We start from the raw sequence: 12,200 nt of genomic DNA, 5'->3' as shown, positions 1-12,200 counted from the left end.
ATGGAATTCGCGAGCATCAACACTCCGGCGGCGGCCTTCGTGGCGGGACTCGTGACGAGCCTGCATTGCGCGGGCATGTGCGGTCCGCTCACCTGTATGATGGCGCCGGCGCGCGAAGACCGGGTCGATCCGTTCACGGTAGCGACGGTCTATCACGGCGCACGTCTGGTGGGGTATGCGATTTTGGGTGCGGTGGCGGGTGGTCTGGGGCGGCTGCCATTTGACCTCGCGGGAGGCTCGGCGGTGAGCGTGCTGCCATGGGTGCTGGTCGGATTCTTTTTGGTGGTGGGACTGCGCTTGGAAAAACGACTGCCGCGGCTGGCCGTGCTCACCCGGCTCCAGTGGAAACTGCAAAGCGCGCTGCGTGGACGCTCGCGATTACGCATGGCTGCGGTGATGGGCGCGGCGACGCCGATCCTGCCGTGCGGGCCGCTTTATTTCCTCATCGCGATTTCCGCCTTCGCCGGATCGGGGGTGCGCGGGGCGGAGTTTATGTTGGCGTTTGGTTTGGGGACGGTGCCCTTGCTCTGGCTCGTGCAGGCGAATTACGGACGGCTTCAGTTGAAGCTCACGCCTGCAGTGCTCGGCCGGGTGCAAGCGGGATTGGCACTGGTAACGGCGCTCGTGTTGACGTGGCGGTTGAGCGCGCAAGGAGGCGATTTTTTATGTCGGTGAACGCGACTCTTGATTCAGAACGAAAAGAACCGCGGACCACGGTAAAGGGGAAGCTGGTGTGCAAACACTGCGGTGCGCCATCGCCGCAAGGAGAGTTTTGCTGCGCGGGCTGCGCGTATGTTTTCCGACTCGTGCACGAAGAAGGGCTCGATGCCTATTATCGCATCCGCGATGACGTGAGCGCTCCCGCGGATCCTGCGCTGCTCCAACCGCGTGACTATCACTGGCTGGCCGATGCGATGCGCGAGGCTGAAGCCGCAGTCGCGGACCAGCGCGGACGGGCGGCGCAGCTGGTGATGGAGATTCAGGGGATCTCGTGTGCGGGCTGCGTTTGGCTGATTGAAAAACTATTCAATAAACAGCCGGGCGCGGGGCGACTGGATGTGAATGCGCAGACGGGCCAGATACGCTGGAGTTGGGAGCCGGGGAAATTTGACGGCGTGTCCTTTGGGCGGACGTTGCAGAAGTTTAATTATCTCGTCGGGCCGGCGGGCAAGGTGAACGCGGAGCAAGCGGAGAGCCGCGTGCTGATCCGGCGCGTGGGGCTGTGCACGGCGTTTTCGATGAACGTGATGCTCTTCGCGCTGCCGGCCTATTTCGGCATGAAGAGCACGGAGGAGTATGCCCGCTTGTTTGGCACGCTGCAGCTGGTGTTTGCGACGCTCAGCCTGCTGGCGGGCGGCGGTTATTTTTTGGCGCGGGCGCTGCGGGCGTTGCGCGAACGGGTGCTGCACATCGATCTACCGATCGCGCTGGGCATCACGGGAGCGTATCTCGGGTCGCTGTATGGCTGGCTGCGGGGCGAAGAGAGCTACGTGTATTTTGATTTTGTGAGCGCGTTCATCGTGTTGATGCTGGTCGGACGCTGGGCGCAGGTCGTGGCGGTGGAGCGTAATCAACGCCGGTTGCTCAGCCGCCAGCCGGCAACACCGCATGTGCGGGTGTGGGCGGCGGATGGCACGGTGACCGAGGCGGCGGTAGAAACGCTGCGCACGGGAATGAACTTCGAAGTGACGACCGGACAGACGATTCCCGTGGAGGCGAAACTCGAGTCAGATGAAGCGTCGATGAGCCTCGCGTGGATCAACGGCGAGGCCGAGCCACGGACGTTTCGAGCCGGCCAGCGGATTCCAGCCGGTGCGCAGAATATCGGGCGTCAGTGTATTCGGTTGGTGGCGACACAAGGATGGGATGAATCATTGCTGGCCGAACTGCTGCGACCGATGGTGCGGGCAACCCAGGAGCATAAGCTGATCGAGCAGGTGATACGTTGTTACCTGCTGGTGATACTGGTGGTGGCGGGATTGGCGGGCGGCGGATGGATGTTGGCGGGAGTTGGCTGGCTGCGCGCGGGGGCAATTGTCACAGCGGTTCTAGTCGTATCGTGTCCGTGTGCGCTGGGACTGGCTTATCCGCTGGCGGAGGAGATCGCGACGGTGGCCTTGCGACGGCGCGGGGTGTTTGTGCGTGCGGGAGATTTGTGGTCGCGACTGCGCCGGGTGCGCGTGCTCGCCTTTGATAAAACAGGAACGCTCACGCTGGAGACGCCGGTGCTGCAAAATCCGCAGGAGCTGGAGGCGTTGAACATGGAAGCGCGGGCGGCATTGCTGGCGTTGGTGCGCGACAACCCGCATCCGGTGAGCCGGTCGTTGCACGAAGCGTTGCTAGCGCAAGGACAGGTTGACGCGCTCGAAGGCGAAGTCATCGAAACCATCGGCCACGGAGTCACGCTCGGCCAGTGGACGCTCGGCCGTCCGGGCTGGAGAACAGTTTCCCGGGAGGATGATTCGAGTGAGGCGATGGAGCCGGATATTTGTAACGTATTAAGTTACAAACTTGCCGAAGGCGTGGTGTTGGCGCGGGGAGGGCGGGCGGTGGGGAGTTTTGAGTTTGCAGATCGGGCGAGGGCGGATGCGCGGGTGGAGGTCGAGGCGCTGATGCGGCGCGGCTTGCAAGTGGTGGTGCTGAGTGGCGACCGACGTGAGAAAGTGGCGCGTCTTATGCGCGAGTTGGCACTGCCGCCGGATAACGGTTTCGCGGAGCTATCGCCGCGCGAGAAGGCGGACTGGTTTATCGCGCATGACGACGCGATGATGCTGGGCGATGGGGCGAACGATAGCCTGGCGTTTGACCGGGCGCTGTGTCGCGGAACGCCGGCGGTGCATCGAGGGATGCTTGAGCAGAAGGCGGATTTTTATTACTTGGGCAGAGGTGTGGCGGGCATCCGCGCGCTGTTTGAAATCAACGATGCGCGCCACCGCACGCAGATGGCGCTGCTGGTATTCATGGTCTCCTACAACCTGCTGGCGGTGGGCATGGCGGTGTCGGGACGAATGAGTCCGCTGATCGCGGCGATCCTGATGCCGCTCAGCTCGCTCGCGACGCTGGCGATCGTCGGTTGGGGAATGCGGGGCGTGTGGAGGCGTTAAGCTCGCACTTGGCCGGTGCCATCGATGACGTATTTGTAGGAGCAGAGCTCGTTCAAACCCATCGGGCCGCGGGCGTGGAGGCGGTCGGTGCTGATACCGATCTCGGCGCCGAAACCGAACTCGAAGCCGTCGTTGAAACGGGTGCTGGCGTTCCACGCGACCACGGCGCTGTCGATCGCGAGTTGGAAACGCGCGGCGGCTTCGGCGTCGGCGGTGATGATCGATTCGGTGTGACCGGAGCTGTCGCGGTTGATCGTGGCGATGGCTTCGTCGATGGAGGGGACCACGCGCACGGCCAGAATGAGGTCGAGGAACTCGGCGGTGTAGTCCGCTGCGGAGGCTGCGGACAGTTGAGACTTGAGAGCTGAGAGTTGAGAACTGGAGGCGGCGCTTTGCAGGATCGCGAGGGACGCGGGGTCGCAGCGGAGTTGGACGCCTTTGGCCGCGAGTGCGGAGGCAAGGCGGGGCAGTGCGGTTGCGGCGATGTCGGCGTGGACGAGGAGTTGCTCGGCGGTGTTGCACACGCCGGGGCGCTGGGTCTTGGAGTTGATGAGGATGTTCTCCGCCATCGTGAGGTCGGCGGCTTTGTCCACGTAGACGAAGCACACACCGGTGTAGTGCTTGATGACGGGGATGGTGGAGTTCTGCGCGACGAAGCGGATGAGGCTCTCGCCGCCGCGGGGGATGATGCAGTGGATGAGCGTGTCGAGCTTCAGCAAGGTGTTGAGCGCGGCACGGTCGGTCGTGGGGATGAGTTGCACGGCGTCGGCGGGCAGGCCGGTGTCGGCGAGGGCCTGCGTAATGAGCGCGGCGAAGGCGGTGTTCGTATTGAAAATTTCCTTACCGCCGCGGAGGATGGCGGCGTTGCCGGACTTCAAGCAGAGGATGGCGCAGTCGATGGTGACGTTGGGGCGCGCTTCGTAGATGATGCCGATGACGCCGATGGGCACGCGGCGTTTGCGGATGTGGATGCCGTTGGGGCGGGTCCAGTCTTCGAGCACGGTGCCGACGGGATCGGGCAACGCGGCGACCTGGCGGACGGATTCGGCGAGGTGGTCGAGCTTGGCGGGCGTAAGGGTGAGGCGTTCGATCTCGTGTTTGGCGAGGCCGTTGGCTTCGGCGGCGGCGAGGTCCTTGGCGTTGGCGGCCAGCAGTTCAGCGGAGGCGGCGGGCAGCAACTCGGCGAGGCGCAGGAGCGCGGCGTCTTTGCGCGTGGTCGGGGTCGTGGCGAGCACGAGGGACGCGGCGCGGGCGCGTTGGGCGATCAAGGTGACGAGTTGGGCGAGGTCGGCGGACATGGCGGAAAGGCTCAATGACGAATGACCCCTGACGAATGGCAAGCCTCGGAGGCAGTTTGCAAGTGCTGCGCGGTCAATAAAAAGCCCCGCGTCCGGAAGGGAACGCGAGGCGTGAGGAGGAAGCGGGATCGCGAGCGATCAGCGGCGGCGGCGCAAAGAGGCGGCACCGAGCGCAAGAAGTCCGAGGAGCGCGGCGGCGGACGCCGGCTCGGGAACGGGTGTGTAGGCGAAGTTGAGATAACCGGGGGTGCCGATGTCGTTGTAGATCGAGGTGAGATTGGTAAAGTCGTCAGAGCCATCGGGAGCATCGTTGGAAAGGAACCAGTCTGCGAAGATGTTCTTGCCCAGATTTCCGAAAGTGGTCACCGCGCTGACACCACGGGCATTGATCAGGTCAGGGTTGTTGATGTCGTAAAAGTCTATCCGATCCACAGGATCGCCGTTTTCGTCGCGAATAAGAATAAAATCCTCGCGGGCCATATCCGTGCCGCCTGGCTCAAACTGCACGCCGCTCGTTAAATCCGGCCATACATCGCGGAATTCTTCGTCGCCGACATATTGGCTCAAAATAACCACGGACTCGCCCGGAGCGATCGAATCCAAGTTATCAAGGGACCATCCATTAGTTACGTTACCCTTGTTCCATAAACGCCATCCGCTCACATCGACCGCGGCGGGGCCGAAATTGGTAAGTTCGACGAATTGATCGCCAAGGCGTGTGTTGCCTCTCCACATGAACTCGGTGATATAAACCTGCGAGAAAGAGGAGGCCGCCGATGCGAGCATGGCGGCAAAAAGGAAGAATCTTTTCATGTGAAACGGGGCAAAATGCAGGTGGCTTTGCCTATGTCGAGAATGGAAAACGGGTCGTAGTTTACATGTGGATACATGCAAAACGATGGAGCAATTTCGCCTACATCAACCACCCGCAACTAAGGCGTGCGTCAGCCCGAGAGCTTTGCGGCTTCGGCGTGAATGGCGGGCCATTGGGCCGCCGGAATGGCGGGGCCGAGGTGGCGGACGCATTCGGAGCCGAGTCGGGAGCCGAGCGCGCCGGAGGCGAGGGGCGTCCAACCGCGCAGGTAACCGTAGAGAAAACCGGCGGCCCAAGCGTCGCCGGCGCCAGTGGTGTCGATCACCGTGGGAGCCGGAACGGGCAGGATGCGGTGGAGTTCGGTGCCTTTGGCGATCCAGGCGCCGTCTTTGCCGATTTTCACGGCGGCGAGTCCGCCGAATTCGGCGAGGCGTTTGGCTAGGGCGGGGTAGTCCTGGCCGACGGCGGGGAAGAGCGCGTGGATCTCGTCCTCGTTAGCGAACACGATGTCGATGCCGTGGTGGAGCTGGGCGAGGATCCAGTCGCGGGCGGCGTTGACGACCTCGAAGGAGGCGAGGTCTATGCTGATGGTGCAACCAGCGGCGCGGGCGGCGGTGATCACGGCGTTGGCGAGATCGCGGTTAAACAGAAGGTAGCCCTCGATGTGGGCGTGACGGCAGCCGTGGAAGTCGGCGGGACTGATTTCACCGGCGGCCAAGGTCATCGCGGCGCCGAGGCAGGTGCGCATGGTGCGGGCGGCGTCGGGCGTGATGAGGGAAACGCAGCGGGCGTTGGCGAGATCGGCGTATTTGAAACGGGATACATCGCCGCCGGCGTGGGCAAAGTTTTCCTTGTAGGCGCGGGCGGTGGCGTCGTTGCCGAGCTTGCCGAGGAAGGTGGTGCGGATGCCGAGGCGCGCGGCGCTCACGGCGGTGTTGCCGGCGGAGCCGCCGGCGACGGTGGCCGGGTGGTTCTCAAGACGCGTAACGATGGCTTCCATCTCCTGGGCATCCACGAGCACCATACCGCCTTTGGCGCCGGTCAGGGTGGTCAGGAAGGTGTCGGGGATTTGCGCGAGCAAATCCATGATGGGTGAACCGACGCCGATGAGTTCAAACGAATGAGCGGAAGCAGGCATGAAACGGAGATGAGAAAGACAGGTTGACGGGAAATACGGCCTAGTTGGACGTGCGGGAGGCCGGCTTAGTTGGAAACCGTGATGCTGGTGACCAGCAGCGGTTCCTCATCGACCTCGATGATGATCGAGTAATCGCCGGGTTGCGGGAACGACAGGTTGCGGATCTCGTTGATGAGATTGATGCGTTGGAGAGGGCTCTGGGACTCGAAGTCGCGTTCGATGAGCGACTGGGGGTGGGTGGCGTCGAGCCCGAGGGAGATCTTGATCTTGTGCTTGCCGGAAGGGACGTCGCTCAACGTGAGGAACCACACCATGAAGGGGTGGACGACGGGGAACTGGCGGCCGCGGATGTTCGAGAAAACGCCGAGAATGGTGTGTTTGCCCGTGCCGGGATCGACATGCACGCCGTCGCAGGTGAGCCAGGCGAGGACTTGAGGAGTGGATTGCATCGGTTAAGTAAAATGGATTCAGGGATTTACTGGCGGGTTTCGGCGAGGGGCAAGCGGGTAAATCGCAGGCTTGGCGGATGCGTGTCGGGTGTTTTGTGTTTGGGGTGATGTCGTTGCTCGATTCCTGGCTCCACCCGCTGCGCGCTTATCCGCGCGGGTTTGTGCTGGCGTGCTTCGCCCTGACGGCGGGGGCGATCATCTGGACGATCGCCAAGGCCCTCAAGTGGTCGATCTATAGCGTGGCGATGCTGGTATTCGCCGGAGTGACCGGAGCGTTTGCGTTGTGGTTGTGGGTATAAGGGCTGACGGCAAGGGGGTGGGTGCATGTGAAAGCTAGCTTTTGCTTGTCAGGCTTTCGGGGCACCGCCTATTGATGTCCGATGAAATACATCTTCGTGACAGGCGGAGTGGTCTCGTCGTTGGGCAAAGGCCTCACGGCAGCCGCGCTGGGCGCTCTTTTGGAGCTGCGCGGTCTCACCGTGCGCATCCAGAAATTCGACCCCTACCTGAACGTCGATCCGGGCACGATGAGCCCGTTCCAACATGGCGAAGTCTATGTGTTGGAAGATGGTGCGGAAACCGACCTCGACCTCGGCCACTACGAGCGTTTCACCAGCGGCAAGCTCTCCAAGCTCAACTCGCTCAGTTCCGGCCAAGTCTATGAGAGCGTGATCTCCAAGGAGCGCCGCGGCGTTTATCTCGGCAAGACCGTGCAGGTGATCCCACACGTCACCAACGAGATCAAAGAGCGCATCTACGCCGGCGGTAAAGACGTCGACGTCCTCATCACCGAAATCGGCGGCACCACCGGCGACATCGAGGGCCTGCCGTTCCTCGAAGCGATGCGTCAGTTCGCCCTCGAAGTCGGGCCGACCGATTGCATTTTTATCCACGTTACGCTGGTGCCTTACTTGAAGGCAGCCGGCGAATTGAAGACCAAGCCCACGCAGCAATCCGTTGCGAAGCTCCGCGAGATTGGTATCCAGCCCGACATCTTGGTGTGCCGTTGCGACCATCCGCTCGAAGCCGGCCTGCGCGACAAGATTTCCATGTTCTGCAACGTCCCGGTCAAAGCCGTGATCGAGTGCGGCGACGTTGATTCCATCTACGAACTCCCTCTCGCCCTCCAGAAGGAGCGCATGGACGACCTCGTGATCGATCTCTTCGGGCTGAAAAATCCCGCGCCCGAGAAGAACATCTGGACCGAGATCGTGCGTCGCGTGAAGAACCCCGCCAACGAGGTTAAAATCGGCGTCGTCGGCAAATACATCGAGCTCCAGGACGCCTACAAGTCCGTCTACGAATCCATCACGCACGGCGGCATCGCGAACAATACCCGCGTTAACATCGTCCGCATCGACGCAGAGGATCTCGAAAAGAAAAACGGTCTCTCCATTCTCAAAGGGCTCGACGGTATTCTTGTCCCCGGTGGCTTCGGCGACCGCGGCACCGAAGGCAAAATCGCCGCCGCCAAATACGCCCGCGAAAACAAGGTGCCTTACTACGGTCTCTGCCTTGGCTTGCAGATCGCGGTGATCGAATACGCGCGTAACGTCCTCAAGTTGAAAGGCGCCAACTCCACCGAGTTCGATGCCAACGCACCGCACCCCGTCATCAACATGATGGAGGAGCAGAAGAAGATCATCGATAAAGGCGCGACCATGCGCCTCGGCAGCTACGAGTGCGCGCTCACGCCCGGCTCCAACGCCGCGAAAGCCTACAAGGCGCCGAACATCCGCGAGCGCCACCGCCACCGCTTCGAGGTGAACAACGCCTACGTCGGCCAGCTCCAGCGTGGCGGCCTCGTGATCAGCGGCATCAACCCGCGCCGCAATCTCGTCGAGATCGTCGAAATCAAAGACCACCCGTGGTTCCTCGCGGTCCAGTTCCACCCCGAATTCCAGTCGAAGCCCAACAAGGCGCATCCGCTCTTCGCCGCGTTCATCGGCGCCGCGCTGAAGAACAAGAAGACGGGTAAGAAAGCCGTTAAGTCCAAGCCTGCCGTGAAGGCGAAGAAGAAGTAAGCGTAAGTTCGCAGCTCCCACCTCATGCCTCTCTTCGATTCCAAAAAACTCCTCATCCTCGCCGGTCCCTGCTCGCTGGAAAACGAGAAGGTCGTGCGCTCCGTGGCCGAGAAACTGATCTCGATCCGCGCGAAGTATCCCGAGCTGAACCTCGTGTTCAAAGGCTCCTTCGACAAAGCCAACCGCACCTCCATCGCCGGCGGTCGCGGCACCGGTCTCGAAGAGGGCCTCGCACTTCACGCCCTCGTCAAAAAAGACTACGGGCTGCCTTGCGTGACCGATGTCCATGACGCTTCGCAGTGCGCGCCCGTCGCCGAAGTATGCGATGTCTTGCAGATCCCCGCCTACCTCTGCCGTCAGACCGATCTCCTCCTTGCGGCCGCCGCCACGGGCAAGACGGTCAACGTGAAGAAGGGCCAGTTTCTTTCACCCAACGACATGGTCCATGTGGTCGGTAAATTGAAGCACGGTGGCGCGGCCGAAATCTGGCAGTGCGAGCGCGGCGCGACCTTTGGTTACAACAACCTCGTCGTCGACATGCGCGGCTTCCCGATCATGGCGAAGAACGGTTACCCCGTGATCCTCGACGCGACGCACAGCGTGCAGCTCCCCGGTGCCGGCGGTGGCAAGAGTGGCGGACAACGCGAGTTCGTGCCCACGCTCAGCTTCGCCGCGCTCGCCGCGGGTGCCGACGGCCTTTTTCTCGAAACGCATCCCGATCCGGATAATGCCCTGTCCGACGGCCCGAACATGGTGCCGCTCGACGAGCTTGAAGCCTTGCTCGCGAAGTGCCTCGCGTTCTGGAAACTCGCCCGTTCTGCCTGAGCGTTTTGAGAAACGTTCAAATTTAGGCAGGCTCAGCTCGGGTTTTAATTCCGCCCAAGTGGTTGACGGTGACTCCTCCGGACTCAACATAACCCGATAAATTTAACCCTGATGGACACCTTTCTCATCGACGTTGCCATCCCCTCCATGGGGGCGACCGTCAGCGAACTCACAGTCATCGACATCAAGGTCGTCTCCGGCGTGCATATCGCCAAAGGCGAGAAAATCGCCGAATTGGAGAGCGATAAATCGGTATTCGAGTTCGAAGCCCCGTGCGATGGCACCATCGAAATCGTGCAGGCCCGAGCTGGCGACATCCTGCCCAGCGGCTCGCCGTTCCTGCGCATCCGCACGGCGGATATCTCGCTCAAAAACCTGCAGGTCAAAGATGACGCGCCCGTCGTCGCCAAGCCCTTGACTCCCGCTCCCGCCACGGTCTCGGTCGCGCCGGCTCCGGTCGTGGCCAAGATCGGCACGCCGGCCTCCACTCCTTCCGGTCTTCAGTGGACACCGCGCGCCGCCAAGCTCGCGCAGGAAGCCGGGCTCGATCCCGCCACGCTTACGGGAATCGCCGCCACGGGTCCCGGTGGACGCGTTTCCGGCGACGACATCACCGCCTACCTCGCGGCCAACCCCAAGGCTGCAGGTTCCGGTCTTTCCACGCTGAGCTCGCAACTCTCATCGTCCGCCCCCGCTGCGGGAGCCGAGACCGTCTGCATCGCCGGTGTCGGTTACGCCGTGCCAAAAAACGTGCGTCCCACGAGCGAGATTTTGAAGGCGTTTCCCGGTCGCACCGAGGCCGAGATGCACAAGCTCACCGGCATTCATGAGCGCCGCTATGCCGATGCCGACGAGAGCGCGACTTCGCTCGCCGCCACCGCGGTGAACCACGCCCTCGCTCAGGCCGGCATGACCGCCGCGCAGATCGACGGTATCATTCTCGCCACGATCATTCCCGACCAGCCGGTGCCTTCGATGGCCAGCGCGCTCGCGCGTTTGCTCGGCTGCACGAAAGCGCTGGCGTTTGACGTCAATGCCGCCTGTTCCGGCTGGCTCTACGCCCTCGAAGTCGGTCGCGCCTTCATCCGTGGCGGCACGGCGAAGAACGTGATCGTGGTCACCGCCGAACTGCTCTCGCGCATCACCAATCCCAACGATCACGAGACGGCGTTTCTCTTTGGTGACGGCGCGGGTGCCGCGATCCTGACGGATGCTCCGGACGGTCATCGCCTGCACCGCATGGCGTTGTCCGGCGATGCGTCGGCTTTCGAAGCGATCCAGCGTCCGGGCGGCGGTGCGAACCGTCCGATCCCGAATGCGGACGGCAGCGACCGTGATGATTTTTATCTCCAGATGGATGGCGGTGCGGTCTTCAAGAGCGCGGTCATCGCCTTCGCCAACGAGATCGAATCGGCTATGCAACGCCACGGCCTCAAGCCCGACGACATCGCCTGGATCGTGCCTCACCAGGCCAACGAACGCATCCTTAAAGCCGTGGGCAAACGCGTGGGAATTCCCTTCGAGAAGTTCGTCGTGACCATCGCCAAATACGGCAACACGTCGGGCGCGTCCGTATCGATGGCGCTCGGTTGGGCCGCCGAGGAAGGTATCTTCAAGGCCGGTGACAAAATTATCTTCTGCTCCGTCGGTGCGGGTCTGACATTCGCCGGCGGCTTGCTGGTGTGGTGAGATCCTCACCAAGGAGGACGGACCTCCCGGTCCGTCCCTTCGAACGCGTGAGAGCCTGCTGAGATGGCCAGGGTCGGACCAGGAGGTCCGACATCCTTTCACGCCGTCGTTTCGTGGATCAACACGCTGAGGGCGGCGGTGGCGGCCGTATCGCACCGAAGCACAAGCGGACCGAGCGTGACGGGCACAACGCTCGCGGCAGTTATGGCAGCCATTTCTGCAGGTGAGAAATCGCCCTCGGGCCCGACCAACCAAATGACATTGGCCGGTGAACGGCCTTCGTGTGCGTCGCGGAAATCCACGAGCACGCGTTTTAGTGATTTCGCGCCGTCGTGCAGGCTGGCTACAAGCCGGAGTTCCGCGCCGCGCACGCTATCGCCCGCGAGGAAATCGTTGAGCGACTGCACGCCGGTGATCTCCGGCAGGAACGGGTTGCCGCATTGTTTGGCGGCTTCAAGCGCGGTGGTGCGCCATTTCTCGATTTTTTTATCTGAGCGGTCGCCGTCGAGATGAACCTGGGTCCGCTCGGTGGAGAGGGGCACGATGCGCGCGGTGCCGAGCTCCGTGGCGTGACGGATAATGTCATCCATGACGCCGCCCTTGGGCAGCGCCTGGGCCAGCGTGATGGCGCAGGGCAGGGGCGCGCGGGTGTGTGTGGCCGTGACGCGCAGGGTGGCGCCGGATTTGCGGGCATCGGTGAGTTCACACGTCCATTCGGTGCCGCGACCGTCGAAAGCGATGATCGTATCACCGGTGCGGGCACGGTTGACGGTGACGAGATGATGCGATTCGGCAGGCGGTAGGGAGATGGTGTCTTGGGCGGGCGCCGGTGCGAAAACGCGAAAGTCTGACATGCGGG

11 protein-coding genes are annotated in these 12,200 nt (G+C 62.5%); 6 read left to right on the top strand and 5 right to left on the bottom strand.

What is annotated here, in order from left to right:
* Both FPL22_RS07850 and FPL22_RS07845 read left to right on the top strand, forming a co-directional pair.
* Entirely contained in the window at positions 1-675 is a 675-nt protein-coding gene (locus FPL22_RS07850) for a sulfite exporter TauE/SafE family protein (RefSeq protein ID WP_144229538.1), read from the top strand.
* Between the two features lie 56 nt (positions 676-731).
* The gene (locus tag FPL22_RS07845; protein ID WP_415663377.1) at positions 732-3,104 is read left to right on the top strand and encodes a heavy metal translocating P-type ATPase metal-binding domain-containing protein; all 2,373 of its coding nucleotides are present in this window, start codon (positions 732-734) and stop codon (positions 3,102-3,104) included.
* Here FPL22_RS07845 and FPL22_RS07840 read toward each other — a convergent pair.
* The 4 genes from FPL22_RS07840 to FPL22_RS07825 all read right to left on the bottom strand — a co-directional run bounded on the left by FPL22_RS07840 (position 3,101) and on the right by FPL22_RS07825 (position 6,803).
* On the bottom strand, positions 3,101-4,402 hold the full coding sequence (locus FPL22_RS07840; RefSeq protein WP_144229536.1) for a glutamate-5-semialdehyde dehydrogenase: 1,302 nt from the start codon (positions 4,400-4,402) through the stop codon (positions 3,101-3,103). The genes FPL22_RS07845 and FPL22_RS07840 overlap by 4 nt on opposite strands.
* Before the next feature lie 138 nt (positions 4,403-4,540).
* A complete protein-coding gene (locus tag FPL22_RS07835) occupies positions 4,541-5,215 on the bottom strand; it encodes a lamin tail domain-containing protein (protein WP_144229535.1) in 675 nt (224 codons plus the stop codon).
* 131 nt (positions 5,216-5,346) lie between these two features.
* On the bottom strand, positions 5,347-6,354 hold the full coding sequence (locus FPL22_RS07830) for an adenosine kinase (protein ID WP_144229534.1): 1,008 nt from the start codon (positions 6,352-6,354) through the stop codon (positions 5,347-5,349).
* 65 nt (positions 6,355-6,419) lie between these two features.
* Positions 6,420-6,803 (bottom strand): DUF6941 family protein, encoded by a 384-nt coding sequence (locus tag FPL22_RS07825; RefSeq protein ID WP_144229533.1) that lies wholly within the window; start codon positions 6,801-6,803, stop codon positions 6,420-6,422.
* A gap of 107 nt (positions 6,804-6,910) precedes the next feature.
* On the opposite strand from FPL22_RS07825, the gene FPL22_RS07820 reads away from it, so the two are divergent.
* From FPL22_RS07820 to FPL22_RS07805, 4 genes are all read left to right on the top strand, one after another.
* The gene (locus FPL22_RS07820; RefSeq protein WP_144229532.1) at positions 6,911-7,102 is read left to right on the top strand and encodes a hypothetical protein; all 192 of its coding nucleotides are present in this window, start codon (positions 6,911-6,913) and stop codon (positions 7,100-7,102) included.
* An 81-nt stretch (positions 7,103-7,183) separates the two neighbouring features.
* Positions 7,184-8,827 (top strand): CTP synthase, encoded by a 1,644-nt coding sequence (pyrG, locus tag FPL22_RS07815; RefSeq protein WP_144229531.1) that lies wholly within the window; start codon positions 7,184-7,186, stop codon positions 8,825-8,827.
* Positions 8,828-8,851: 24 nt separating this feature from the next.
* Positions 8,852-9,652: a 3-deoxy-8-phosphooctulonate synthase gene (gene kdsA, locus FPL22_RS07810; RefSeq protein ID WP_144229530.1), complete on the top strand. Its 801-nt coding sequence runs from the start codon at positions 8,852-8,854 to the stop codon at positions 9,650-9,652.
* Between the two features lie 111 nt (positions 9,653-9,763).
* Positions 9,764-11,341, top strand: a complete 1,578-nt coding sequence (locus tag FPL22_RS07805) for a beta-ketoacyl-ACP synthase 3 (RefSeq protein ID WP_144229529.1) — start codon at positions 9,764-9,766, stop codon at positions 11,339-11,341.
* Positions 11,342-11,439: 98 nt separating this feature from the next.
* On the opposite strand, the gene FPL22_RS07800 is transcribed toward FPL22_RS07805, so the two are convergent.
* Positions 11,440-12,195, bottom strand: coding sequence for an RsmE family RNA methyltransferase (locus tag FPL22_RS07800; protein ID WP_144229528.1), 756 nt, complete (start codon positions 12,193-12,195; stop codon positions 11,440-11,442).
* Positions 12,196-12,200: the final 5 nt, after the last annotated feature.

Source organism: Rariglobus hedericola, assembly GCF_007559335.1.
Taxonomy (GTDB): domain Bacteria; phylum Verrucomicrobiota; class Verrucomicrobiia; order Opitutales; family Opitutaceae; genus Rariglobus; species Rariglobus hedericola.
This window is presented reverse-complemented; position numbering and strand designations above follow the sequence as displayed.

What these genes read in the sequence shown, in the direction of transcription:
- FPL22_RS07850 (WP_144229538.1), top strand. Translation starts at nt 1, where the DNA reads ATGGAATTCGCGAGCATCAACACTCCGGCGGCGGCCTTCGTGGCGGGA.
- FPL22_RS07840 (WP_144229536.1), bottom strand. Translation starts at nt 4,402, where the DNA reads ATGTCCGCCGACCTCGCCCAACTCGTCACCTTGATCGCCCAACGCGCC.
- FPL22_RS07835 (WP_144229535.1), bottom strand. Translation starts at nt 5,215, where the DNA reads ATGAAAAGATTCTTCCTTTTTGCCGCCATGCTCGCATCGGCGGCCTCC.
- FPL22_RS07830 (WP_144229534.1), bottom strand. Translation starts at nt 6,354, where the DNA reads ATGCCTGCTTCCGCTCATTCGTTTGAACTCATCGGCGTCGGTTCACCC.
- FPL22_RS07825 (WP_144229533.1), bottom strand. Translation starts at nt 6,803, where the DNA reads ATGCAATCCACTCCTCAAGTCCTCGCCTGGCTCACCTGCGACGGCGTG.
- FPL22_RS07820 (WP_144229532.1), top strand. Translation starts at nt 6,911, where the DNA reads ATGTCGTTGCTCGATTCCTGGCTCCACCCGCTGCGCGCTTATCCGCGC.
- pyrG (WP_144229531.1), top strand. Translation starts at nt 7,184, where the DNA reads ATGAAATACATCTTCGTGACAGGCGGAGTGGTCTCGTCGTTGGGCAAA.
- kdsA (WP_144229530.1), top strand. Translation starts at nt 8,852, where the DNA reads ATGCCTCTCTTCGATTCCAAAAAACTCCTCATCCTCGCCGGTCCCTGC.
- FPL22_RS07805 (WP_144229529.1), top strand. Translation starts at nt 9,764, where the DNA reads ATGGACACCTTTCTCATCGACGTTGCCATCCCCTCCATGGGGGCGACC.
- FPL22_RS07800 (WP_144229528.1), bottom strand. Translation starts at nt 12,195, where the DNA reads ATGTCAGACTTTCGCGTTTTCGCACCGGCGCCCGCCCAAGACACCATC.